The organism is Schauerella aestuarii (assembly GCF_009866805.1).
Taxonomy (GTDB): domain Bacteria; phylum Pseudomonadota; class Gammaproteobacteria; order Burkholderiales; family Burkholderiaceae_B; genus Schauerella; species Schauerella aestuarii.
In genome coordinates this window covers 204,146-227,505 of the sequence record NZ_SIZW01000040.1, presented here as the reverse complement: position 1 = coordinate 227,505, position 23,360 = coordinate 204,146, and the positions used below count along the sequence as shown (strand labels likewise).

At 63.5% G+C, this 23,360-nt stretch carries 21 protein-coding genes and 3 tRNA genes; 16 read left to right on the top strand and 8 right to left on the bottom strand.

What is annotated here, in order from left to right:
* The 4 genes from EYW45_RS07850 to EYW45_RS07835 all read right to left on the bottom strand — a co-directional run bounded on the left by EYW45_RS07850 (nt 1) and on the right by EYW45_RS07835 (nt 1,993).
* The gene (locus tag EYW45_RS07850; protein WP_235938964.1) at nt 1-420 is read right to left on the bottom strand and encodes a hypothetical protein; all 420 of its coding nucleotides are present in this window, start codon (nt 418-420) and stop codon (nt 1-3) included.
* Between the two features lie 2 nt (nt 421-422).
* Nucleotides 423-839: a phage holin family protein gene (locus EYW45_RS07845; protein ID WP_161134828.1), complete on the bottom strand. Its 417-nt coding sequence runs from the start codon at nt 837-839 to the stop codon at nt 423-425.
* 62 nt (nt 840-901) lie between these two features.
* Nucleotides 902-1,219, bottom strand: coding sequence for a DUF883 family protein (locus EYW45_RS07840; protein WP_161134827.1), 318 nt, complete (start codon nt 1,217-1,219; stop codon nt 902-904).
* An 87-nt stretch (nt 1,220-1,306) separates the two neighbouring features.
* The gene (locus EYW45_RS07835) at nt 1,307-1,993 is read right to left on the bottom strand and encodes a hypothetical protein (protein WP_161135382.1); all 687 of its coding nucleotides are present in this window, start codon (nt 1,991-1,993) and stop codon (nt 1,307-1,309) included.
* Nucleotides 1,994-2,305: 312 nt separating this feature from the next.
* Between EYW45_RS07835 and cysG the strand changes: the two genes are divergently transcribed.
* Nucleotides 2,306-3,727: a siroheme synthase CysG gene (gene cysG / locus EYW45_RS07830; RefSeq protein WP_161134826.1), complete on the top strand. Its 1,422-nt coding sequence runs from the start codon at nt 2,306-2,308 to the stop codon at nt 3,725-3,727.
* A 131-nt stretch (nt 3,728-3,858) separates the two neighbouring features.
* On the opposite strand, the gene upp is transcribed toward cysG, so the two are convergent.
* Both upp and dacB read right to left on the bottom strand, forming a co-directional pair.
* Entirely contained in the window at nt 3,859-4,497 is a 639-nt protein-coding gene (gene upp / locus EYW45_RS07825; RefSeq protein WP_161134825.1) for a uracil phosphoribosyltransferase, read from the bottom strand.
* A 133-nt stretch (nt 4,498-4,630) separates the two neighbouring features.
* A complete protein-coding gene (gene dacB / locus EYW45_RS07820; RefSeq protein WP_161134824.1) occupies nt 4,631-6,133 on the bottom strand; it encodes a D-alanyl-D-alanine carboxypeptidase/D-alanyl-D-alanine endopeptidase in 1,503 nt (500 codons plus the stop codon).
* Nucleotides 6,134-6,267: 134 nt separating this feature from the next.
* Between dacB and queA the strand changes: the two genes are divergently transcribed.
* The 5 genes from queA (at nt 6,268) to secF (ending at nt 11,950) form a co-directional block, all read left to right on the top strand.
* Entirely contained in the window at nt 6,268-7,356 is a 1,089-nt protein-coding gene (queA, locus tag EYW45_RS07815) for a tRNA preQ1(34) S-adenosylmethionine ribosyltransferase-isomerase QueA (RefSeq protein WP_161134823.1), read from the top strand.
* Nucleotides 7,353-8,489 carry a tRNA guanosine(34) transglycosylase Tgt gene (gene tgt, locus EYW45_RS07810; RefSeq protein ID WP_161134822.1) on the top strand — a complete coding sequence of 379 codons (1,137 nt, stop codon included), beginning with the start codon at nt 7,353-7,355 and terminating at the stop codon, nt 8,487-8,489. Before queA ends, tgt begins: the two co-directional genes overlap by 4 nt.
* Nucleotides 8,490-8,694: 205 nt before the next feature.
* Nucleotides 8,695-9,042, top strand: a complete 348-nt coding sequence (gene yajC / locus EYW45_RS07805; RefSeq protein WP_161134821.1) for a preprotein translocase subunit YajC — start codon at nt 8,695-8,697, stop codon at nt 9,040-9,042.
* Nucleotides 9,043-9,114: 72 nt separating this feature from the next.
* Nucleotides 9,115-10,995 (top strand): protein translocase subunit SecD, encoded by a 1,881-nt coding sequence (gene secD, locus EYW45_RS07800; RefSeq protein ID WP_161134820.1) that lies wholly within the window; start codon nt 9,115-9,117, stop codon nt 10,993-10,995.
* A gap of 25 nt (nt 10,996-11,020) precedes the next feature.
* Entirely contained in the window at nt 11,021-11,950 is a 930-nt protein-coding gene (gene secF, locus EYW45_RS07795; RefSeq protein ID WP_161134819.1) for a protein translocase subunit SecF, read from the top strand.
* A 165-nt stretch (nt 11,951-12,115) separates the two neighbouring features.
* On the opposite strand, the gene EYW45_RS07790 is transcribed toward secF, so the two are convergent.
* Entirely contained in the window at nt 12,116-12,847 is a 732-nt protein-coding gene (locus EYW45_RS07790) for a phosphatase PAP2 family protein (RefSeq protein WP_161134818.1), read from the bottom strand.
* A gap of 259 nt (nt 12,848-13,106) precedes the next feature.
* Here EYW45_RS07790 and miaB point away from each other — a divergent pair, with 259 nt between their 5' ends.
* The 5 genes from miaB to lnt all read left to right on the top strand — a co-directional run bounded on the left by miaB (nt 13,107) and on the right by lnt (nt 18,721).
* Complete coding sequence (gene miaB / locus EYW45_RS07785) at nt 13,107-14,549, top strand: tRNA (N6-isopentenyl adenosine(37)-C2)-methylthiotransferase MiaB (RefSeq protein WP_161134817.1); 1,443 nt, start codon at nt 13,107-13,109, stop codon at nt 14,547-14,549.
* The gene (locus EYW45_RS07780; RefSeq protein ID WP_161134816.1) at nt 14,546-15,628 is read left to right on the top strand and encodes a PhoH family protein; all 1,083 of its coding nucleotides are present in this window, start codon (nt 14,546-14,548) and stop codon (nt 15,626-15,628) included. The genes miaB and EYW45_RS07780 overlap by 4 nt, the downstream gene beginning before the upstream one ends.
* Nucleotides 15,615-16,091 carry an rRNA maturation RNase YbeY gene (gene ybeY, locus EYW45_RS07775; protein ID WP_161134815.1) on the top strand — a complete coding sequence of 159 codons (477 nt, stop codon included), beginning with the start codon at nt 15,615-15,617 and terminating at the stop codon, nt 16,089-16,091. The genes EYW45_RS07780 and ybeY overlap by 14 nt, the downstream gene beginning before the upstream one ends.
* Nucleotides 16,092-16,167: 76 nt before the next feature.
* On the top strand, nt 16,168-17,070 hold the full coding sequence (locus EYW45_RS07770) for an HlyC/CorC family transporter (protein ID WP_161134814.1): 903 nt from the start codon (nt 16,168-16,170) through the stop codon (nt 17,068-17,070).
* Between the two features lie 19 nt (nt 17,071-17,089).
* Nucleotides 17,090-18,721, top strand: a complete 1,632-nt coding sequence (lnt, locus tag EYW45_RS07765; RefSeq protein ID WP_407924909.1) for an apolipoprotein N-acyltransferase — start codon at nt 17,090-17,092, stop codon at nt 18,719-18,721.
* Between the two features lie 2 nt (nt 18,722-18,723).
* On the opposite strand, the gene EYW45_RS07760 is transcribed toward lnt, so the two are convergent.
* Nucleotides 18,724-19,743 (bottom strand): aldo/keto reductase, encoded by a 1,020-nt coding sequence (locus tag EYW45_RS07760; protein ID WP_161135380.1) that lies wholly within the window; start codon nt 19,741-19,743, stop codon nt 18,724-18,726.
* A 266-nt stretch (nt 19,744-20,009) separates the two neighbouring features.
* On the opposite strand from EYW45_RS07760, the gene EYW45_RS07755 reads away from it, so the two are divergent.
* The 5 genes from EYW45_RS07755 (at nt 20,010) to EYW45_RS07735 (ending at nt 23,062) form a co-directional block, all read left to right on the top strand.
* A tRNA-Ala gene (locus tag EYW45_RS07755) sits at nt 20,010-20,085 on the top strand.
* A gap of 37 nt (nt 20,086-20,122) precedes the next feature.
* Nucleotides 20,123-20,198 (top strand) — tRNA-Glu (locus EYW45_RS07750).
* 83 nt (nt 20,199-20,281) lie between these two features.
* A tRNA-Asp gene (locus tag EYW45_RS07745) sits at nt 20,282-20,358 on the top strand.
* 689 nt (nt 20,359-21,047) lie between these two features.
* On the top strand, nt 21,048-22,079 hold the full coding sequence (bioB, locus tag EYW45_RS07740; protein ID WP_161134813.1) for a biotin synthase BioB: 1,032 nt from the start codon (nt 21,048-21,050) through the stop codon (nt 22,077-22,079).
* Nucleotides 22,076-23,062: an EamA family transporter gene (locus EYW45_RS07735; protein WP_161135379.1), complete on the top strand. Its 987-nt coding sequence runs from the start codon at nt 22,076-22,078 to the stop codon at nt 23,060-23,062. Before bioB ends, EYW45_RS07735 begins: the two co-directional genes overlap by 4 nt.
* The last annotated feature ends 298 nt before the right edge of the window (nt 23,063-23,360 follow it).

Below are 23,360 nucleotides of genomic sequence, written 5' to 3'. Positions count from 1 at the left end.
TCAAAGGGTGCGACGCGCCGCTTGGACCGTCGCCTCATCGCGCAGCGCGCGGGCCGACGGCGCCGAGCGCGCATCCTGCACCATACGAAGCGCCTTGAATCCCGCGAACCCAAGCCCGGCTACCTTGAGCAGACGCATTACGCCGCCACCCGCCAGCATGCCGCCGCCCTTGAGCGCCAACGCGGACAAACTCGACCCCACGACCGGATAGCGGCGCAACAGGTGATAGGCCTGCATCGCAATCGTGGTGCCCTTCATCGAGGCCAGGCGTGGCCACACATCCTTTGCCAACGCCGACGGCGTGAGATCGCGCCCGGCACCCACGACACTGCTTACGAGCGCTTCGCGCTCCAAAGCGGCCTTGGCGCGCAAGAGTTCGATGCGCACCGCGCGATCCACATGCGCAGAAGATTTAGACATGCTCAATACTCCCGTGCCTGAGCGCGACGCTCATCATCGTGTTCGGCGGCGCCCCGGATGCGCGACAACAGTTCGGCATCGCGTTGCAATTCAGACAACGTCGCTGCAAACGGCACGGGATCGTAGACGAGCGAACGGCGCACGGCGGCCAGCATGATCACGCCCAATATGCCGTACACGGCAGCCAACAAGCCCAGCGCCACATAGCGATTTTCGGTAGGCCAGAAATACACCGAGACCAGCACCGAAAACACCAGCACGGCCAGCGTCAAAAAGAGCAATGCCGCGAACGACATGCCCAACAAGCGCAGCAACCGCGCTTTCTCGTTGGCGGCTTCGAGGCCCAACAATTCGAGGCGCGTGCCAATGAGGCCAACGACCCCGGCAGCCACGCCAATCAAAGACTTGCGAATTCCCATGTTCCATCAACCCGTCGTGAGGGGGACAGACGCGAGCCGCAACCGGCCGCGCCACCCGTTCATCAACGACGCGCGATCAGCACGCCGAGCAGCAACCCACCGATGCCGGCGGCGGCAATCGCCTGCCAAGGCTTGTCGTGCACATAGTCATCCGTGGCGCGCGCGGCGCGACGGCCGTGTTCGAGCATGGCGTCTTGCGCGTCATACATGGCTTCGCGGGTGCGGCGGATCGAAATGATCGCGCGCTCGCGCAATTCGGCGGCCTTTTCGCCGGTGCTGGAAGCGGCTTCTCGCAGCAGCGCTTCGGCGTCGGTCAGGCTGGCCTTGACCGAGTCCAACAAATTTTCGCGATCAACGTCATCGAGGTGGGGCTTGCGCATGGTTTTTCTCCCTATACAACTGCATGTCAGTCAGCCGATGATACCAGCGGTTGTAACAACTCGGGCCGCTGGAATCGATACCGTCTGCTACCTGATCTGAGTGATTTCCACCTTCGACACGCTCCCTTGCTGATTGATCTCTTGCTTCATCACCAGATTGGCGTTCGGGCAGTACCAATCGGTCACGCGCGACTTCGTGCCAGGGATGGGCAACGTGAGGCCATTGAAGGTGGCTTGCGTGGGATCGCTGTCGCGGTCATAGCTCACTGGCCAGCATGATTGCTGACCCAACGCGGTCGCGATGCTGGCGCGCTGACCGACGGTTTTTTCGCCGATGCGAATCGTCGTCGCGGGCGAACCGCCCACCGGCGCGTCCTTGCCGAATTTCAAGCGGAATGTCGTGCCGGGAAACTTCTGACCGGGCGCCGTGATGGGCTGCTCATAACCAAACAGACCCAGCATGCGCAGATCGAAGCTGCCGGGGTCGCCGGGCCTTTCACCGGCGCTGTCGTACTTGACGAAGCTGGCTTGACCGCCCTTCACCGTCATCAGGTAATCGAGCTTGGACGCCGAAGGCGGCAAGCCGGCATATGAAAACGAGGCCGTGCCCTGCACGCGGGCGCGGCAGGTGGTGGCCGAACTCTTGCTGACTTCGGAGAAGTTCAGATCGGCACCGAGCTTGAGATTGCCCGAGCCGGAAAATTGCACGAACCCGCCATCGTGCATGAATTTGGCGTCGCAGACGGCAGCCTGCACCGAACCCCACGACAACATGCCTGCGCAAGCGGTCAGGGCGACCGCCGCATATTTTTTGACACAGCGAACCATGTTCACTCCAAAGAAAGCCGAGCCGGGACGCCGCGTCCCGCCCCTCGGCGCATTCGATACTACACGCAGGCCGCGCCCCGCGCGCGCACCCGGCCACATTGTCGAAAGCGATTGAAACCTGCAATCGATATAACCATTAGCGATATGGACATGCCCACATCTTCGTTCGCTTCCGCACCGTAACTCCCTAGAATCGAACGAGATATGCTGTCTGGGACCACGCCCTGGTCCCGTGCGTTCAATGACCCCCTCTTTCCTATGATGCTTTTTCCGATATTTGCCGATCTGGCCCAGCGCGACGTGCTGGTCGTCGGCGGCGGCGAGGTCGCTACCCGCAAGGCGCAGGCCTTGCTCGAGGCCAGTGCGCGCGTCACCGTCGGCGCGCCCGTGTTGTCGCCGGAATTGCAGCATCTGCGCGATACCGGACGGATATCCTGTATCGAAGGCACGTTTTCGCCTGAGTGGGTGATCGACAAATGGCTGGTAATCGCCGCCACCGACGACCGCGAAGTCAATCGAGCCGCCGCCGACGCGGCGTCGGCCCGGCATATTCTGTCCAACGTGGTGGACGATCCCGCGCTTTCCTCCTTTCAGGTACCGTCGATCGTCGACCGCTCACCCTTGATCGTCGCGATCTCCTCCAGCGGTGTGGCACCCGTGCTCGCGCGCCGTATGCGCGAGCGCATCGAGTCGCTCTTCGACCACACCCTGGGGCCGCTGGCCAGGCTGGCCGCGCAATATCGCCCGCAGATCCGCGCGCGGCGCCCCGATTTGGGCGCCCGGCGCGCGTTCTACGACTGGCTGCTGGACGGTCCGGTAGCGGCGCTGCTGCGGCAGGCACGGCCAGACGAGGCAGCCGCAGCACTGGATGCCGAACTGGACCGGCCGCAACCGGCGCGCGTGGGTTCGGTCGTGCTGGTAGGCGCCGGCCCCGGCGACCCCGGCCTCTTGACGCTCAAAGCGCTGCGCGCCCTGAATGAAGCCGATGTGATCCTGTATGACCGCCTGGTCAGCGCCGAGATCATGTCGCTCGCCCGCCGCGATGCCGACCGTATCGACGTCGGCAAGCAACCGGGCGAAAACCACCATGCCACCCAGGCCCGGATTCACGCGCTGCTGGTCGAGCACGCCTCAGCCGGCAAGCGGGTCGTGCGTCTGAAAGGCGGAGACGCTTTTGTGTTCGGACGCGGCGGCGAAGAGCTCGAATACCTGCAGGCGCATGGCATCCGTTTCGAAGTTGTGCCGGGCATTACGGCGGCGCTGGCCTGTGGCGCCTACGCGGGCATTCCGCTCACGCATCGCGAACACGCACAGTCGCTATCGTTGATCACCGCCCATTGCCGGGACGACAGCGACAGCATCGACTGGCCGGCGCTGGCGCGGGCCAATCAAACGCTTACGTTTTATATGGGTGTGGGGCAGTTGGATAACCTGACCGCCAAGATGCTGGCGCACGGAAAATCGGCCGACACGCCCTTCGCCCTGGTGGAAAACGGCAGCCGGCCCGAGCAGCGCGTACTGCGCGGCCGGCTTGCGGATTTGCCCGAACGGGCCCGCGCCCACGCCATCAAATCGCCGGCGCTGCTGATCGTGGGCGAGGTGGCGGCGCTGGCCGACACGCTGCACTGGTTCGGCGAACGCGTGGGTCTGGAAGCCGCAGCGGCGACGGTTGCGCCGTAGCGTTCGAGCGATGCAGCACCATCGCGCAACGCATTGCGCGGAAAAGCACGTTCGAGCCCGTCTCCGGCGCCCGAATGGCCCTGCATGACCCTGGCCTTATGCAGGGTCATTTTGCCTTTCCGACGCGCCGGCTACTCCGTCTTTTGCTTCGTGCCGAAGATCCGATCGCCGGCGTCGCCCAGCCCCGGCATGATGTAGCCGTGTTCGTTCAGACCATCGTCGATCGAGGCCGTGTAGATCTCGACATCGGGGTGCTTGGCGAGCACCGCTTCGATCCCCACGGGCGCGGCCACCAGCACCAGCGCGCGAATTTCGCGGCAACCTGCTTTCTTCAACATATCGATGGTGGCGACCATCGAGCCCCCGGTCGCCAGCATCGGATCCACAATCAGCGCCAGACGCTGATCGATTTCACCGACCAGGCGTTCCAGGTACGTGTGCGCCTGCAGCGTTTCCTCGTTGCGGGCCACGCCCACCACGCTGACCTTGGCGCCCGGAATCAGGCTCAGCACGCCGTCGAGCATGCCGATGCCCGCACGCAGAATGGGCACCACCGTTACTTTCTTGCCCGCGATCTTCTCGACGGCAACCTCACCGCACCACCCTTGTACGGTATGCGGCGCCATCGCCATATCCTTGGTCGCCTCGTAGGTCAGCAAGGCGGCGACTTCCTGCGACAACTCGCGAAAGCTCTTGGTGCTCAAGTCCACGCGACGCATGATGCCCAGCTTGTGGCGGATCAGCGGGTGGCGGATTTCATGCACGGCCATGTGCGATATCTCCAGGATGAAAACAAATAAAAACCGAATGAACAGAAACCGATCTTCGCACTAAAGCACGGATCGCCCGCACTCGAGACACGGATCGGCGCACTTGCGGCACGGATCGTCGCCCTCGAGCCGATCAACGTTCGGCGAGCCACTTGATCAAGGCATCGTCGAACGCCCGTACGGCATCGGAGCGATCGTGGTTCACCACGCTCACCACCACGTAACGTTTGCCGCTGGCGCCCAGCACATAACCGGCGATGGCCCGCACGTCGCGCAGCGACCCGCTCTTCAAATGTGCCATGCCTTGCGTCGACTCGTTGCGCATGCGGCGCCGCATCGTACCGTCAATACCGGAAATGGCCAGCGACGACATGAATTCGGGCATGAGCGGCGAGCGCCAGGCGGTGTCGAGCATCGCCGCCAGACTGTTGGCCGACACGCGGGCATCGCGCGACAGCCCCGCACCGTTGTCGATCGACAGTTCGGGCATCGGCACGCCCTGATCGGCCAATACCCGCGCCGCCACGGCGCCGCTCGGCCCCACGGTGGCGGGCCGGGTGCCTCGCTCGGCACCCAGCGTGAGCAGCAGCGTACGGGCCATCACGTTATTGCTGCGTTTATTGATGACGCGAATCGTGTCCGCCAGCGGCGGCGAGTCATGCACCGCCAGCGTGATCGCGTCCGGCGGCACCAGACCATTTCTCACCGTGCCGGTAAATGTGCCGCCGAGCTCCTTCCACAGCATGCGGAAGGTCGACGTCATGAGTTCCTGTTGATCGAGCACCAGGCGATAAAGGCTGAACTCGCCGCAGGATCCGGCGGCCGTGCCCGAAATGCGGATGGTGACGCCTTGCTGGGTAATCAGCGGCTCGGTGCGCACCACGGGCGACCCCGGGCATACCGCGTCACTCCATTGCACGCTGCCCTCGATGCGGATGCCGGGTACCGGCGGATCGATCACGGGCACCCACTGGCGATTGACCGCATCGGGCATGAAGAGCAGCCGCATCGCACCGAAGCCCACCATCAGCGCATCCGGGCTGGCGTTATAGGGACGATCGCCCGCCCCATCGAACGCACCGGGATCTTCCGACACCGGTCCGAAAATGCTCCGATCGATCACAAGATCCTTGATTTGCTTTACGCCGCGCAGCCGCAGCTCGCGCAGCAGATCCCACAAATCTTCGAACATCAGTTGCGGATCGCCGCCGGCGCGCAAGTACAGCACGCCGGGCAGGCGGCCCTGCGCGTCGACCCGGGCACCCGGATCGGCCATGAACGCCGTGCGCCAGGTGTAAATGGGCCCCAGTTCGGACAAGGCCGCCCAAGTGGTCACCAGCTTCATCACTGAAGCGGGGTTGCGCGGCACGGCGCCGTTGATGCTCATCAGCCGGGGGCCATCGAGCTCCTGCACCACCAGCGACAACGCGTCTTCCGGGAGTTGGCTCTTGCGGTAGAGATCGGCCAACGGCGGCGGCAGACTGCTCACGCTTTGCGCTGCCGGCAGCGTGGGTTTGACGGCCACTGCGGGCACGGCCGTCTGTGCCGCGCCGGGGGATGTGCCGGCGCCGAACACGACGAGTGCCGTGGCGCCCGCGAGAAGCGTGCGCCGAAATCTACCTGTGCTGCCCGTCATGCTTGCCCGATGTGTGAGGTGCGAAAAGCGGTAAGCATACAAAACCTCGCGGCAGCCGGGTTGCCGAATTACGCGCGGGCGACGCGCCACCGCACTACAATGCCGCGACACAAACCGCCCGCAAGCCCGCCGTTTTGCTCTCCTTATCCGAATTCGATTACGTCCTTCCCCCCGAGCTGATCGCCCAGACGCCGCCTGCCACGCGCGGGGCCAGCCGGCTCCTGCACCTGGACGCCGCCAGTGCGCTGCACGATCGCGTCTTCGCCGATCTGGTCGCCGTGCTGCGCCCGCACGATCTGTTGGTGTTCAACGACACTCGCGTCATCAAGGCCAGGTTGACGGGGCATAAAGCCACCGGCGGCAAGGTCGAGGTGTTGGTGGAGCGCATCCCGCAGACCACACGCGCCCTGGCACACGTGCGCGCCAGCAAGGCACCCGGCCCCGGCATGACGCTACGCCTGGCCGACGCTTTCGACGTCACCGTCACCGGTCGCCAGGGCGAATTGTTCGAACTGGACTTCCCGGACGCCGTGCTCGATCTGCTGGATGCGCACGGTGCCGTGCCGCTTCCGCCCTACATCACGCACGCAGCCGACGCCGAAGACGAAGCGCGCTATCAGACGATTTATGCGCGCGAGCCCGGCGCGGTGGCCGCGCCCACGGCCGGACTGCATTTCGACGACGCCATGATGGCACGCCTGGCGGATGCCGGCGTGGACCGCGCGTTCGTCACCCTGCATGTAGGCGCAGGCACCTTCCAACCGGTGCGCGCCGAAGCGCTTGCCGACCATGTCATGCACGCCGAATGGTCCTGTGTGCCGCACGAAACGGTGGCCGCGATTGCCCGTGCCCGCGAGGCTGGCGGGCGCGTGATCGCCGTGGGCACCACCAGCATGCGCGCGCTCGAATCGTCGGCCCATCCCGCCGGCGCTTTCGACGATGCGCGGGGCCCCACCCCGCCCACCCCAGGTCCACGCCCTGCACCCGAAGCGCTGCTCACGACACCGCGCGACACCCAATTGTTCATCGCGCCCGGCTATCGTTTTCTCGTGGCCGACGCCCTGATCACCAATTTCCACCTGCCGCAATCCACCCTGCTCATGCTGGTGTCGGCCCTGGCTGGGGTCGACCCCATCCGCCGCGCCTATGCGCATGCGATTGCGCAGCACTATCGCTTTTTCAGCTATGGCGATGCCATGTTTATCGAGTCGCCCGCATCATGACAGGACTTCAATTCGAACTTTTGGCCACTGACGGCCAGGCGCGGCGTGGCCGCATGACCCTCAATCACGGCGTGGTCGAGACACCGATCTTCATGCCCGTGGGCACGTATGGCAGCGTGAAGGCCATGCTGCCGCACGAATTGGACGAGATCGGTTCGCAGATCGTGCTCGGCAATACCTTTCACCTGTGGCTGCGTCCAGGCACGGAGGTGCTCGACAAGCACAAGGGATTGCATGGCTTCATGCAGTGGCACAAGCCCATCCTCACCGATTCGGGCGGGTTTCAGGTGTTCAGCCTGCAAGGCATGCGCAAGATCACCGAGGAAGGCGTGAAATTCGCCTCGCCGATCGACGGTTCGCGGTTGTTCCTGACGCCCGAAGAGTCGATGCGCATCCAGCGCTCGCTCAATTCCGACATCGCCATGGTGTTCGACGAGTGCACCCCTTACATGATCGGCGACCGGCCGGCGACGTCCGAAGAAGCGGCCCGCTCGATGCGCATGTCGCTGCGCTGGGCCAAGCGGTCGCGCGATGCCTTCGATCAGTTGGACAACCCGAACGCGCTCTTCGGCATCGTGCAAGGCGGCATGTTCGAAACCCTGCGCGACGAATCGCTCGCCGGGCTCAAGGACATCGGCTTTCACGGCTATGCCATCGGCGGCCTCTCGGTGGGCGAACCGAAAGAGGACATGCTGCGCATCCTGACCCACGTGGCGCCGCGCCTGCCCGCCGACCGCCCGCGCTACCTGATGGGTGTGGGCACGCCCGAAGACCTGGTCGACGGCGTATCGCAAGGTATCGACATGTTCGACTGCGTGATGCCCACCCGCAACGCGCGCAATGGCTGGCTATTCACCCGCTTCGGCGACATCAAGATCCGCAACGCGCGCTATCGCGACGATACCCGGCCGCTCGACCCCACCTGCGCCTGCCACACCTGCAAGCTGTTCTCGCGCGCCTACCTGCATCACTTGCAGCGATCCAACGAAATCAGCGGCGCACGCCTGAACACGCTGCACAACCTGCACTTTTACCTGGCCCTGATGGGCGAAATGCGCGAAGCCATCGCCGCAGGCCGCTTCGAAGACTGGAAAATTCAGTTCAAGGCCGACCGCGCCCGCGGCATCGATTAGCGGGCGTAGGCCCGTCATCGACCGCCGTCGGATGTGCAGGTATCGCCCCCGAAAAACGCCGTGTCGCGGCTCAAAACCATCCGGCTGCGTCGCGAATGACCAACATCGCTACAATACCCGGTTGACCCCGCTTGAAGCTTAGCGCTCGCGAGCGGCCTCAAGCGGCTAATAAAGCAACGCTAGAAACCATCTAGGAGATTTACCCATGTTGACCATCGACACCCTCGGCGTCGTACTGGCGCAAGCCGCCCCCGCTGCCGAAGGCAGCGCGTTGATGGGCATGCTGCCCATCGTGCTGATGTTCGTGATTCTGTACTTCCTGATGATTCGTCCGCAGATGAAGCGTCAGAAAGAGCACCGCAACCTGCTGGCTGCGCTGACCAAAGGCGACGAAGTCGCTACCTCCGGCGGCATGCTGGGTCGTGTCACCAACGTGGCCGACGCCTTCGTCACAGTCGAAGTGTCGCAATTGGCCGACAAGCCCGTCGAAGTGCTGATTCAAAAAGCCTCGGTCACGCAAGTGTTGCCCAAGGGAACCATCAAGGCCCTGTAAGCGTCCATTAAACACCCCGGTCGTCCGGGGTGTTTCTTCGTTTCCCTTCCGTTCTCTTTTTTCCTGCCGTCAATGAACCGCTATCCCCTCTGGAAGTACATCACGGTCCTGGTCGCGGTCGTCATCGGTCTGCTCTACACGTTGCCCAATTTCTACGGCGAAACGCCGGCGGTGCAAGTGTCCAGCGCCAAGGCCACGGTCAAGGTCGACCAATCGTTGTTAGATCGCGTCGAGCAAATCCTCAACGCGGCCCAAACGCCGGCCGATGGTGTGTATTACGAGCAAAACGGCACCCAAGGCACGATCCGGGCGCGTTTCAACTCCAACGATGCACAGTTGCGCGCGCGCGACCTGTTGGACAAACAGCTCAATACCATCCCTGACGACCCGCAATACACGATCGCCCTGAACCTGCTGCCGGCCTCGCCGCCGTGGATGCGCACGCTGGGGTGGTTCGAGCCCAAACCGATGTATCTGGGCCTCGATTTGCGCGGCGGGGTGCACTTCCTGCTGCAAGTGGATATGCGCGGCGCCCTGACCGGCCGCTACGATTCGCTCGCCTCCGACATGCGCACCACCTTGCGCCAGCAAAACATCGATGCCCGCAGCGTCGAGCGCGATGGCGACAGCGTGGTGGCGACGTTCAACGCCGAAGATGCGCGCGACCGCGCCATTTCCGCCGTGCGCGCACGCCAACCCGATCTCGAATTCACCACGCGCGCCGACGGCAACCGCCCGCAGCTCGTGGGCACGATGAACGCCGCCGCCGTCACGCGCGTGCAGGAAAGCGCCCTCAAGCAAAACATCAGCACGCTGCACAACCGGATCAACGAACTCGGCGTGGCCGAACCGGTGATTCAGCAGCAAGGCACCGACCGGATCGTGGTGCAGTTGCCGGGCGTGCAAGACGTCGCCAAGGCCAAAGAGTTGCTGGGCCGCACGGCCACGCTCGAAATCCGCATGGTCGACGATTCGCCGGCCGCGCAAAGCGCGCTCATGTCCAATACCGTGCCGTTCGGTCTGGAACGCTACAACGATCGCGACGGCCGCCCGATTCTGGTGCGCCGCCAGGTGGTGCTCACGGGTGAAAACCTGCAGGACGCGCAGCCGGGCCGCGACGGCCAGACCCAACAGGCCGCCGTGCATCTGACGCTCGACTCGCAAGGCGCGCGGATCTTCCGCGACACCACGCGCGACAACGTCGGCAACCGCATGGCCATCCTGCTGTTCGAGAACGGCCGTGGCGAAGTGGTCACGGCGCCGGTCATCCGCAGCGAAATCGCCGGTGGACAAGTGCAGATCTCCGGCAGCATGAGCGCCGAAGAAGCCGCCGATACCGCCCTGCTCCTGCGCGCCGGTTCGCTGGCCGCGCCGATGTCGATCATCGAAGAACGCACGATCGGCCCCAGCCTGGGTGCCGACAACATCAGCAAGGGGTTCAACTCCACGCTGTACGGCTTCCTGGCCATCGCGATCTTCATGATCGTCTACTACCAGTTGTTCGGGATCTTCTCGACGCTCGGTCTGGCGTTCAACGTGTTGCTGCTGCTGGCATTGCTCTCGATGCTGCAGGCCACGCTCACCCTGCCCGGCATCGCGGCCATCGCGCTCACGCTGGGGATGGCGATCGACGCCAACGTGCTCATCAACGAACGGATCCGCGAAGAGTTGCGTAACGGCGCCTCGCCGCAACAGGCCATCCATCACGGTTTCGAACGCGCGTGGGGCACCATTCTCGACTCCAACCTGACCACGCTGATCGTCGGCCTGGCCCTGTTGGCATTCGGTTCGGGTCCGGTTCGCGGCTTTGCCGTCGTTCACTGCCTGGGTATTCTGACGTCGATGTTCACCTCGGTGGTCGGCGTGCGCGCCCTGGCCAACCTCTGGTACGGCCGCAAGCGCAAGCTCGCCTCGATCTCGATCGGCGAAGTCTGGAAACCCAAGCAAAACTAAGCACGAATACAGGCGTCTCAGTCACATGGAATTCTTCCGAATCCACCGCACCATCCCGTTCATGCGCCATGCATTGGTGCTGAACGCCATCAGTTTGATTACCTTCGTCCTGGCGGTGTTCTTCATCATCGTGCGCGGCTTTCATCTGTCGATCGAGTTCACCGGCGGCACGTTGATGGAAGTCAACTATCCGCAGGCCGTGCAGCTCGAAACGGTTCGCGGCGCCGTCACCAAGCTCGGCTACACCGACTTCCAGGTCGCCAACTTCGGCACCTCGCGCGACGTCATGATTCGTTTGCCCTTGGGCGAGGGTCAAACCTCGGCCGCGCAGAGCGAAGTCGTGCTGAAGGGCCTGAAGGAAGTGAGCCCCGATGTAGAACTGCGCCGGGTCGAGTTCGTGGGCCCGCAGGTTGGCGAGGAGCTCGTGCACAACGGCCTCATGGCGCTCATCGTGGTGGTGATCGGCATCATGGTCTACCTCGGCATACGATTCGAATGGAAATTCGCCGTGGCCGGGGTGATCGCCAACCTTCACGATGTGGTGATCATCCTCGGCTTCTTCGCGTTCTTCCAATGGGAGTTCTCGCTTCCCGTGCTCGCGGGGGTGCTCGCGGTGCTTGGCTACTCGGTCAACGAGTCGGTCGTTATCATGGATCGGATCCGTGAAAACTTCCGCAAGTACCGCAAGGCCGACACCACCGAAGTGATCAACAGCGCCATCACGCAAACGATCTCGCGCACCATCATCACCCACGGCTCGACCACGCTGATGGTGGGCTCGATGTTGATCTTCGGTGGCCCATCGCTGCATTACTTTGCGCTGGCGCTGTTGATCGGTATCTGGTTCGGCATCTACTCGTCGGTGTTCGTGGCCGCCGCACTCGCCATGTGGATGGGTGTGAAGCGCGAAGATATGGTCAAGCCCGTCAAGAAAGACAACGTCGAAGTCGCTTGAGCGGGGATGGCCCTGAGGGGCCGCTCTGCTTCCACGATCAGCATGAAATAACCCGGTCACCTCACGGTGCCGGGTTATTTTTTTGCTGGTCGTCTGTGACGACGCCGCGCTGCGCTTGGCAGGTCAATGGCAGCGTCTGCCAGGCACGTGCCTGCGATATCCGGATTACCGGCGCTGCCACCAGCGCCACGGCGTGCGCACGGGCCAGGTATACGCCGGGCTCAACATGCGCGGTGCCATGTAGGTGGCAATTGCCCAGGCGATGCAGGCCGACGCGAGCACGTCGGACAGAAAGTGCTGTTGAATCGCCATGCGGGCAAAGGCCACGCCAAACGCCAGCACGACTGCCAGAATGCGCAGACGCGGCGCAATCGCGCCGATCACGAAGGCCACAGCGAAGGCCGTCAAGGTATGGCTGGACGGAAACGAATCGAAGGGGTCGCCCGAGAACATGTCGCCCAAGCCGTAGAAACCGGTGTTGTGCAGCAATTCCGGACGCGAACGCGCCACCACCATCTTCAGTATCCACGTGACCAACCCGCTGATCGCCATCGTCACGATCAAGAAAAGGCTGCAACGCGCCACGCGGTCGAAGCCGGCACGAATCGGGCACGTCCAGCCGCGGCGCATGCCCACCAACGACCAGATGTAGAGAACCAACGCCACGATCAAGTACTTCTCGCTATCGCCCAGATCGTCATACACCCGTGCAATCTTGCGCCAGGCCGGCGTCACGCCCTGCTGCAGCTCCAGCGCCAGCGGGCGATCGACAAACCAGGCCAGCGCCAGGAGTGCCAGCACGACGACCGCGGCCAGCACAACGACCAGGCTGCGTTTGGGCGCGGTGGGCACACCGGCGAATGGGGCACCCGGTTTGGGGAGGGGAGGCAGGGGCATTGGATGGGTCTGGGATTTTGAAGGCGCTATCGTAACCGTCTGGATGCGCGACAGGCGCATTGGAAATGCAACACCGCGCCGGATCGCCCCGCATTCCCGCTCACCTCAACCCGGATTTCCCACGCCTCTCCGCCCTCGCCGGCCTGATTGCCGGCGCGCTCACCGCCTGCAGGCCGGATCGCCTCACGTTTTCCGCCCAGGCGCGCTAAACTCCTTTTTTCCTCTTTTGCCCCCGGGATCTAAACCCGTCACGGCCACCATGCAAGAAACACCGCTCAAACGGATGCCCAACGCGTCCCCCTCGATCACTCCCCCTACCCCGACCGCCGAGACGCCCGCGAAAACGCGCAAGCTGTTCATCCGCACGTTCGGCTGCCAGATGAACGAGTACGACTCGGACAAGATGGCCGACGTCCTGCGCGAAGATCAAGGGCTCGAGATCACAAATACGCCGGAAGATGCCGACGTCATCCTGTTCAACACCTGTTCGGTGCGCGAAAAAGCGCAAGAGAAGGTGTTTTCGGATCTGGGCCGCGTACAGCACCTGAAGCAACTGAACCCCAATCTGGTGATCGGCGTCGGCGGCTGTGTGGCCAGCCAGGAAGGCGAGGCTATCGTCAAGCGGGCGCCGTACGTGGACGTCGTGTTCGGCCCGCAAACGCTGCATCGCCTGCCGGAGCTGATCCGTCAGCGCAAGCTGCAGAACCGCTCGCAGGTCGACATCAGCTTTCCCGAAATCGAAAAATTCGATGCCATGCCGCCCGCCCGCATCGACGGTCCCACGGCGTTCGTCTCGATCATGGAAGGCTGTAGCAAGTACTGCAGCTTCTGTGTCGTGCCCTACACGCGCGGCGAAGAAGTGTCGCGCCCGTTCGACGACGTGCTGATCGAAGTCGCCGATCTGGCGGACCAGGGCGTGAAGGAAGTGACGCTTCTGGGCCAGAACGTGAACGCGTACCGCGGGCGCATGGGCGACACCACCGAGATTGCCGACTTTGCGATGCTGCTCGAGTACGTGCACGAGATTCCCGGTATCGAACGGATCCGCTACACAACCTCGCATCCCAAGGAAATGACGGCACGCCTGATCGAGGCGTACGCCCGCCTGCCCAAGCTCGTGTCGTTCCTGCATTTGCCGGTGCAAGCCGGCAGCGACCCGGTGCTGGCCGCCATGAAGCGCGGCTACACCACACTCGAATTCAAGTCGGTGGTGCGCAAGCTGCGCGCGGCACGCCCCAACCTCACGCTGTCGTCCGATTTCATCGTCGGCTTTCCCGGCGAAACCGAGGCCGACTTCGAAAAGACCATGAAACTCATCGACGACGTGGGCTTCGATACGTCGTTCTCGTTCGTTTATTCGCGCCGCCCGGGTACACCGGCCGCCGATCTGCACGACGACACGCCGCAAACGGTCAAGCTCCAACGCCTGCAACGCTTGCAGGCCCGCATCAACGAGCAGACTGCCGAAATCAGCCGCAATATGCTGGGCAAGGTCGAACGGGTGCTGGTCGAAGGCCACGCGCGCCGTGACGTCACCGAGTTGATGGGCCGCACCGAAAACAACCGAACGGTCAATTTCCCCGGCCCGGCACGGCTTATCGGGCAGATGATCGACGTCGAGATCACGCAGGCGCATACGAACTCGTTGCGCGGCAGTGTGGTGATGGCAGATCGCGATCGGGCCCTGGAGCCCGCGCAATGAGCACCGCGCGCGCTTCCCGCCGCCGTGCCTTGCCCGAAATCGTCAATCTCGATGGCGACAATCATCACTTGGCCAACCTTTGCGGCCCGCTGGATGAAAACCTGAAGCAGATCGCCGACGGCTTCGACGTGCAACTGGCACGCCGCGGCAATCGCGTCACGCTCGACGGCGAAAACGCCGAACTGGCCGCCCGGTCGTTGCGCCGGTTTCATCAACAGGCCGTCCACCGCGAACTGAGCGTCGAAGACATTCAGCTGGGCGTGGTCGAGATGAAAGCGCAAGCGGCATCGGCGCTGGCTGCCGAACAAGCGGCCAAGACCGCCGCCGAGCGCGCCACCCAGAAGACACCAGCGGCAGCGGTCGCCGAGGCCGCCCTCGAGCTGCCGCCGCTGGACGACGAAGGCGACGTGATCGCATTGCGCACCCGCCGCAGCGATCTGCGGCCGCGCACACCGCGCCAGCGCGACTATCTCAACAACATCCTCAAGCACGACATTACGTTCGGCGTGGGCCCCGCCGGCACCGGCAAGACCTGGCTGGCCGTTGCATGCGCGATCGACGCCCTCGAGCGCGAAACCGTGCAACGCATCGTGCTCACCCGCCCTGCCGTCGAAGCGGGCGAACGCCTGGGCTTCCTGCCCGGCGATCTCGCACAAAAGGTCGATCCTTATTTGCGGCCGTTGTACGACGCGCTGTATGACCTGATGGGCTTCGAACGCGTGCAGAAGTTGTTCGAAAAACAAGCCATCGAAATCGCGCCGCTCGCCTACATGCGCGGCCGCACGCTCAACCATGCGTTCGTGATCCTGGACGAAGCCCAGAACACGTCGCCCGAGCAGATGAAGATGTTTCTCACACGGATCGGCTTCGGCAGTAAAGCCGTCATTACCGGCGATCCGTCCCAGGTGGATCTGCCACGCGGCCACAAAAGCGGGCTGGCGCACGCCGTGACGGTGCTTGAAGCCGTCAACGGCATCGCCACCACGCGCTTCACCAGCCGCGATGTGGTGCGCCATCCCTTAGTGGCACGTATCGTGGATGCGTACGAACAGGCGGCCGAGCACGATGGCCATGCCTGATTTTGCGTTATCGGTGCAATACGGCGTTGCCGAACCACGGCTGCCGCGCTGGCGACTGCGGCGCTGGGTGGGCCGCGCACTGGCCGCAGCCTTCGAAGACGCGCCCGAGCTGGCGCAGACGGCGGCGTTGAGCATCCGCCTCGTCGGCCAGGCAGAGGGGCGTCAACTCAATCGCGATTTCCGCGAGCGCGACTACGCGACCAACGTGCTCACGTTCGAATACGGTGTGGGCCCCGATGGCGTGGCCCGCGGCGATATCGTGATCTGCAAGCCGGTGCTGGTGCGCGAAGCCCGCGAGCAAGGCAAACGCTTCGAAGACCATGCGGCTCACCTCACCATCCACGGCACCCTGCACGCGCTGGGTTACGACCATCTGGACGATGAGGATGCCCGACACATGGAAGCGCTGGAAACCGCAGCACTGGCGCGCATGGGCATCGCGGATCCGTACTTGTCCCTATAACCCTGCACCGCACAGTTACAAATATGCTTGAGATATTCGGTTATCCTCAAGCTTCCAAAACTTGTCCTCCTGGACGATGCCCGACCCTCTTCCTGCCCCCGATGCGGACGCCGCGCGCGCCGCCAAGTCTTCCCCAAAATCCCTGTTAGACCGCATGTTGTCCCTGGTTCGACGCGAACCCGAGGATCGTGAGGGCATCAAGGCCATTCTCGAAGCCGCCCACGAGCGCGACCTTCTGGATGCCGAGTCGTACGCGATGATCAAGGGCGCGCTGGCCGTGTCCGAGCGCACCGTCGGCGACATCATGGTGCCCCGCTCCCGCATGGATACGCTGGACATCGCGCTGCCGCTGCAGCCCTTGCTCGGCATGGTCATCGAAACCGCGCACTCGCGTTTCCCCGTGTTCGAAGGCGATCGCGACAACATCATCGGCATTCTGCTCGCCAAGGATCTGCTGCGGTGCATGCTCGAACCGGGCATCGAAGTGCGCTCGCTGCTGCGGCCCGCCGTCTTCATTCCTGAAAGCAAACGTTTGAACGTTCTGCTGCACGAGTTCCGCGAGCGCCGCAATCACCAGGCCATCGTGATCGATGAGCATGGCGGCATTTCAGGGCTCGTCACGATGGAAGACGTGCTCGAACAGATCGTGGGCGAAATCGAAGATGAATTCGACGAAGACGAAGCCACGACCATCTTTGCAGAAGGCGAAAATCGCTGGCGCGTGATGGCCACGACGGATCTGGATCGCATCAACGAAGCGTTCGAAGCCGACTTCCCCGAAGACGACTACGACACCCTCGGCGGCTGGCTGAGCGGCGAACTCGCCCGCATTCCACGCCGCGGCGATTACGCCCAGCACGGCGATCTGCGCGTGGATGTCCTGCGTGCCGACGCCCGCCGTGCGCTGTGGCTGCGCGTTACGCGCCTCGCCCCTGCAGCGGCCGACACCCCGGAAACCCCGGGCGGCAGCGGCGCCTGACGTGACCACGGCAGTGCCCATCAAGCCCTCGCCCCGAGCCGCCTGGATGCGGCGCGGTGCGTTGGTTCTGGCCGGCGTGCTGCAGGCGCTGTGCTTTGCGCCGGGTCCGTTGCCCACCGCGCTCCTGGCCATCGCGCAGATCGTAAGCTTAGGCATTCTGGCCCGGCTCACGCTCACTGCACCCAGCATGCGCCGCGCCGCGCTCGACGGCGGTCTTTTTGCCCTCGTCACGTATGCCGTTGGCCTGTACTGGCTTTACATCAGCCTGCATGTATACGGCTACATGGCGGCGCCCCTCGCGGCGGGCGGCGTGCTGGCGCTCGCCGCCTATCTCGCGCTGTATCCCGCCGCAGCATGTGCGCTGGCGCGCTGGTTGACCGTGCGCCCCGCCGCTGCCACACCCGGCCGTCCCCCGGGCGCCGTGACCTGGCTGCGGCACACGGCCACCTGGGCCGCCACCTGGACCGCCTTCGAATGGTTGCGGGGCGTGATCATGTCCGGCTTTCCATGGCTCAATATCGCCTACGGTCACGTCGATAGCCCGCTCGCCGGCTGGGCACCACTTTTCGGCGCGTACGGCCTGGCATTCGCGGCCGCCTTCGTGGCTGCTGCGGTGGCGCTCCTGGCCGCCAACGGCCTCGCCTGGCGCCAGCGTGCACTCACGCTCGGCGTGGCAGGCGCCCTGGTCGTGGTGGGCGGCGTCATCGCGTCGATCGGCTGGTCCAGCCCTGCCGGCAATCCGTTGGCCGTGCGTCTGGTGCAAGGCAATGTGCCGCAGTCGCAGAAGTTCGAACCGGCGCTGATGGAGCAAGGCATCATCAAGCACATGCGCCTGGCCGCACAACCCGCGTCTGCCGGCAAGCCCGCCCCCGACTTCGTGCTGCTGCCCGAAACGGTGCTCCCGGTGTTCCAGGATCAATTGCCGCCCAACACGTGGGAAATCTGGCGCAGCCTGGCCGCCAAGGCCAATACCACCTTTGCGATGGGTGTGCCGTTGCACCGCAAGGGCGCCGATGGCCAATCGAATTATACGAACAGTGTCGTCGCCTTCGACGGCAACACGTCCGCCGAAGCGCTCGAAACCGCCTCGGTCGAGCGCCTGTACGACAAGCGTCATCTGGTGCCTTTCGGCGAATACGTGCCCACCGGATTCCGCTGGTTCGTGAGCGCCATGCAGATCCCGCTTGGCGATTTCAATCGCGGCCCCGAGCGGCAGACCCCATTTGCCGTGCGCGACCAGCACATCGCGTTCAACATCTGCTACGAAGATCTGTTTGGCGACGAGCTGCTGCCCGCCATTCGCACAGGCGCCGACGGCACCCCGGGCGCGACGATCCTGGCCAACGTCAGCAATCTGGGCTGGTTCGGCGATTCGTGGGCCTTGCGCCAGCATCTGCAAATCGGACGCTTGCGCACCATCGAAACGGCGCGCCCCATGCTTGCGGCCACCAATACCGGGCTCACGGCTCTGATCGATGCACAGGGCCGCGTCACCGATTCCATCCCGTCGCATACATCCGGCGTGCTTGAAGTCTCGGTGCAGGGGATGACGGGCTTGACGCCGTACACGCGTTGGGGCGATGGCCCCGCGTTGCTGATCGTGGGCCTGATGCTCGTGGCCGGCATGTCGTGGCGCATGCGGCGGCGATAGTGCTACAGCGACAGACTCGGCAGGATATCCAGCACTGAATCATCTTCCCGCCGCGGCGGTCGTGCCGGGCCCACACCCGCCCCGGTGCGGGCGATGGCGTCAGCGACCGCATCCAGATCGTCGTCATCCAATTCCAACGTGGCCGCTGCCAACCAGTCGTCGACCTGCGCGGGGCTACGTGCGCCCACGATCGCGCCGGTGACGCCAGGCCAGGTCAGCGTCCACGCAATTGCCACAGCCGCGGTGGTGGCACCGTGACGCTGCGCCAGAGGCTTCATCGCGTCGGCCAATGCAAGGTTACGTTCGAGGCGCGGGGAGGTGTACTCCACATGACCCGCACGCCAATCGTCGTGGCCCAGCGCGCGCACGCGATCCGGGGTCATCGTGCCCGTCAACAAGCCTGACTGCATGGGGCTGTACACGATCACACCCGTATTGTGGCGATCGCACCAGGGCAACACATCGTCGGCGGCACTGCGCTGAATGGCAGAGAACGGCGGCTGCAGGCTATCCACATGCCCCAGACGCTCGGCCGCCTCGAGCTGCGCCACGTTGTGATTGGACAGCCCCACGGCGCGCACCTTGCCGCTGCGTTTCGCATCGAGCAGCACCTGCCAGTACGCTTCGAGCGGTGTGCCATCGTCGGTAGGCCAATGCATTTGATAAAGATCGATCGTTTCCACGCCGAGCCGCTTGAGGGAGGCATCGATCTCCTCGCGCAGGCTGTCCGGATCGCCCACCCTTCGCGGCATGGCCTGCCGATCGTGATCGTCCCATCGCAAGCCGCCCTTGGTGAAAATCAGCGGGCGCTCAGCGCGTGACAGACCCTTGAGCGCCTGACCGATGATGGTCTCAGAATGACCCAAGCCATACACCGCCGCCGTATCGATCCAGTTGATGCCGCGGCGCACGGCATGCTGGATCGCAGCGATCGATTCGGCATCGTTTTGCGCGCCCCACCCCCGCGCCCAATCCCCGCCGCCCAACGCCCACGCGCCGAAGCCGACGCGCGTGATGGACATATCGGTAGTACCCAGTGCGCGCACTGGAAATGAGGTGACTGGATGCACGGCAACTCCTCGTTCTGGTGAATCGAAAACGCCCGCATATCGTATGCCTCAAAACTTTTTTGATCTTTTTTATGTTTTTTCCCCTACCGACTTGCACACTCAAAAAAGTTCGTGCATAATCTCGTTTCTTCGCGGCACGCACTAAATATCTAGCGAAAACGAAGCGACTGATTGGCAACAAAAAGGCGCTACGAAAGAAGCAAAAATATCTAGTTGACGGGGGTATAGCTCAGCTGGGAGAGCGCTTGCATGGCATGCAAGAGGTCAGCGGTTCGATCCCGCTTACCTCCACCAGTCAAAGCGTTGCGAAGAAGGTAGTTTGTACGGTCCGGTCCCCATCGTCTAGAGGCCTAGGACATCACCCTTTCACGGTGAGTACAGGGGTTCGAATCCCCTTGGGGACGCCAAGATTTTTTGGCAGCAGTATCGAAGTTGCAGGTCAGCAGTTGAAGTAAAATAGTAGTTTGAAGTATGTGACGTAAGCCGCTGCGGAGCGGTAGTTCAGTTGGTTAGAATACCGGCCTGTCACGCCGGGGGTCGCGGGTTCGAGCCCCGTCCGCTCCGCCAAATCTTTCTGCACGAAGCAAAGAGCCTCGCACGATTTATCGTAGCGGGCTTTTTTGTTTTTGTACGATCGAAACGTAGCGCCACCGTATCCCACTAACGGTACACACGATCGCCGCAGATTTAGTTGGCCGTACTCATGGCCGCTCCTCTGCATTGCTTCTCTGCATTGCTTCTCTTCCTTGCCCCTTTGCATTGCCTTTCTGCAAAGCTCCACGGCATCGCCTCGCTCCAGTCCCTGCGTTATCAACGCCGACTCGCACATCGATGACTGACCACCGGTCGGCCAGCGTAAGCAAGAGGGTTCTCCGCCGCTCGCGGATGGCCTCTTCTTGCGCGCGCACTGGCGCTGCCCACGCGCGCTCGGAATATCGACTCGGCAGCGAAACGCATCCCCCCTACACACCAACGGCGGTCACATGATGCACGTGCCGCCAACGCCAAAGCCAGCGCCAAAGCCAGCGCCAGCGCACAATGCACGCCAATCGCGTCAATTACATTCAATAACAATTTTTGAGCATAACGAGATAGGCGCCGTTCGCGGCATGTTATCGGCACCCTGCACACATCGCGGCGTGTTCTTCCGCCAAGCACGTCGAAGACGATGCCAAACGCGGCCAATTTCGCCACATTGCGGCGGGGACGGCGTTCTCCCTAATATCCGCGCTTTCCTGCTCTTAGCGGCGCTGATCATGTCTCCCTCATCCGATCCTTCCCCTCTCGGTGCAGCAGTTGCCACTGCACCGCCCCCCGCGTGGACGACGGCGCAGGTGCTTGCGCTCTATGCGTTGCCGTTCAACGATCTGATTCAGCGCGCGCAAACGGTGCTGCGGGATCATTTCGATCCGCACGACATTCAACTATCGAGTCTGCTGTCGATCAAGACCGGCGGGTGCCCGGAAGATTGCGGCTACTGCCCGCAATCGGTGCATCACGATACGCCGGTGAAAGCCGAGAAACTGATGCCGCTGGCGGATGTGCTGACTGCCGCTCGAGCCGCCCGCGATCAGGGCGCCACGCGTTTCTGCATGGGCGCGGCATGGAAGCGGCCGAAGGAACGCGATCTCGAGCGAGTAGCCGAGATGATCCGCGAAGTGAAGGCATTGGGGCTGGAGACCTGTGTCACGCTCGGCATGCTCGACGCCGCACAAGCCCGCGCCCTGAAAACCGCCGGCCTCGATTACTACAACCACAATCTCGATACCGCCCCCACGTTCTACGGCCGGATCGTGAGCACGCGAAGCTATCAGGATCGACTCGATACGCTGACTCACGTGAGCGCGTCCGGCATCAACGTCTGCTGCGGCGGCATTGTGGGCATGGGCGAATCGCGCGAGCAGCGTGCAGCGTTGATCGCCCAACTGACGATGCTGAGCCCTCAACCGCAATCCGTGCCGATCAATCGACTGGTTCGCGTGGCCGGCACGCCGTTGGCCGACGCCGCCGATCTGGATGTGCTGGAGTTCGCGCGCACCATCGCAGTCGCCCGCATCGCGCTGCCGCTGGCCCGTGTGCGGCTATCAGCCGGACGCACCGATCTTTCTCCTGCCGAACAGGCGCTCTGCCTGCTCGCGGGCGCAAATTCGATTTTCTACGGCGATACCCTGCTGACCACGCCCAACCCGGAATCCAACGCCGACGTAGAATTGCTCGCGCAGTTGGGCCTGCGTCCCGATACGCTCTCCTCCACCCTCTCCAGCACGGCACACGCACCATGTCGATGAATCCCGGATTTCTGTTTTTGATCACCAGCGTGCTGTGCAGCGTCACGGTCGCGATCCTGCTCAAACTGGCGCGGCGTTTCGATATCGACATCCGCCAGGCCATCGCAGTCAATTATGTGATCGCGGCGTTGGCGTGCTGGCTACTGCTGGGCGCCAACCTTTCCGCAATCAACAACACCGGCACCCCCTGGGGCGTATTGATCGCACTGGGCATCCTGCTTCCCACCGTGTTCGTTGCCATGGGACGCGCGGTCCGCCACGTAGGCATTGTGCGCAGCGATGCTGCGCAACGGTTGTCGGTGTTCATTCCGGTAGTGGCGGCGTTTCTCTTTTTCGGCGATACGTTGACTGCCCGCAAGGGTGCGGCGATCGCGGTGGGATTGATCGCCTTGCTCTGCCTGCTGGCCAAGACGCGCAACCCCGCAGGCGTCTCGCGTGCGGCAGGCGTGGAGCACCCCATCAGCGCGGGAGGCGGATCGGCGGCCACAGCCCCTATCGCGTCTGCCGGAAATCGCCCCGCTACCGGTCGATTCGGCGCCGCCGCAGACTTGGCAGGCGCGTCCCCCGTTCCGATCTGGGTGTGGCCCCTCGCCGTCTGGCTGGGCTATGGCGTCATCGATGTGCTGTTCAAGCAGGTCGCCAAATCGGGAACGGCGTTCGGCAATGGTTTGCTGATGGCATTCCTGCTGGCCGGCGTGGTGATTTTCGCCTACCTGCTCATCACCCGCGTGAGCTGGCGCCGCCGCGACTGCCTGGCTGGCGTGGTGCTCGGCGTGATGAACTTCGCAAACATCTACACCTACATTCGGGCGCACCAGAATCTGCCCAACGATCCGGCAGTGGTGTTCTCCACGATGAACATCGGCGTGATCGCTGTGGGCACGTTGGCCGGTGCCGTGCTCTTCAAGGAACACGTCAGCCGCCTCAACGTGCTGGGCCTGATTCTGGCCGTGGTAACGATTGCGCTTATGGCGCCTTGGTAGGGTTTGGATCAGGCACCGGGCGCTTGGTTTCGACCTGTACCAATCCGCCCGCAGTCACCGGAGATGCAGGCGCAGCAGCGTCGGCTGCCGTGCCACCGGTCTCCGGAAATGCATAAGCTTGCGACGCTTCAGCGTCGGGAGCTGAAGCGTTGTCGACGCGGGCTGCCGCAGCTGTGCCGGCGAGCGGATCAACTGCCGCCTCCTCGCTGCGCTCGAGCGCCGTGTCTCCGTCACTTTCAGCCGGTGTCTCACGATCACTTTCAGGCGCCGTCTCCAAGCCGCTTTCGGGCGGCGGCTC

Coding starts and splice junctions, on each gene's coding strand:
- cysG (WP_161134826.1), top strand. CDS start 2,306: ATGATGCTTTTTCCGATATTTGCCGATCTGGCCCAGCGCGACGTGCTG.
- EYW45_RS07735 (WP_161135379.1), top strand. CDS start 22,076: ATGAATCCCGGATTTCTGTTTTTGATCACCAGCGTGCTGTGCAGCGTC.
- tgt (WP_161134822.1), top strand. CDS start 7,353: ATGACAGGACTTCAATTCGAACTTTTGGCCACTGACGGCCAGGCGCGG.
- EYW45_RS07770 (WP_161134814.1), top strand. CDS start 16,168: ATGCCCGACCCTCTTCCTGCCCCCGATGCGGACGCCGCGCGCGCCGCC.
- ybeY (WP_161134815.1), top strand. CDS start 15,615: ATGGCCATGCCTGATTTTGCGTTATCGGTGCAATACGGCGTTGCCGAA.
- bioB (WP_161134813.1), top strand. CDS start 21,048: ATGTCTCCCTCATCCGATCCTTCCCCTCTCGGTGCAGCAGTTGCCACT.
- EYW45_RS07850 (WP_235938964.1), bottom strand. CDS start 420: ATGTCTAAATCTTCTGCGCATGTGGATCGCGCGGTGCGCATCGAACTC.
- yajC (WP_161134821.1), top strand. CDS start 8,695: ATGTTGACCATCGACACCCTCGGCGTCGTACTGGCGCAAGCCGCCCCC.
- EYW45_RS07845 (WP_161134828.1), bottom strand. CDS start 839: ATGGGAATTCGCAAGTCTTTGATTGGCGTGGCTGCCGGGGTCGTTGGC.
- EYW45_RS07780 (WP_161134816.1), top strand. CDS start 14,546: ATGAGCACCGCGCGCGCTTCCCGCCGCCGTGCCTTGCCCGAAATCGTC.
- dacB (WP_161134824.1), bottom strand. CDS start 6,133: ATGACGGGCAGCACAGGTAGATTTCGGCGCACGCTTCTCGCGGGCGCC.
- EYW45_RS07835 (WP_161135382.1), bottom strand. CDS start 1,993: ATGTTGTCGTGGGGTTCGGTGCAGGCTGCCGTCTGCGACGCCAAATTC.
- EYW45_RS07840 (WP_161134827.1), bottom strand. CDS start 1,219: ATGCGCAAGCCCCACCTCGATGACGTTGATCGCGAAAATTTGTTGGAC.
- secD (WP_161134820.1), top strand. CDS start 9,115: ATGAACCGCTATCCCCTCTGGAAGTACATCACGGTCCTGGTCGCGGTC.
- upp (WP_161134825.1), bottom strand. CDS start 4,497: ATGGCCGTGCATGAAATCCGCCACCCGCTGATCCGCCACAAGCTGGGC.
- secF (WP_161134819.1), top strand. CDS start 11,021: ATGGAATTCTTCCGAATCCACCGCACCATCCCGTTCATGCGCCATGCA.
- miaB (WP_161134817.1), top strand. CDS start 13,107: ATGCAAGAAACACCGCTCAAACGGATGCCCAACGCGTCCCCCTCGATC.
- EYW45_RS07790 (WP_161134818.1), bottom strand. CDS start 12,847: ATGCCCCTGCCTCCCCTCCCCAAACCGGGTGCCCCATTCGCCGGTGTG.
- EYW45_RS07760 (WP_161135380.1), bottom strand. CDS start 19,743: ATGTCCATCACGCGCGTCGGCTTCGGCGCGTGGGCGTTGGGCGGCGGG.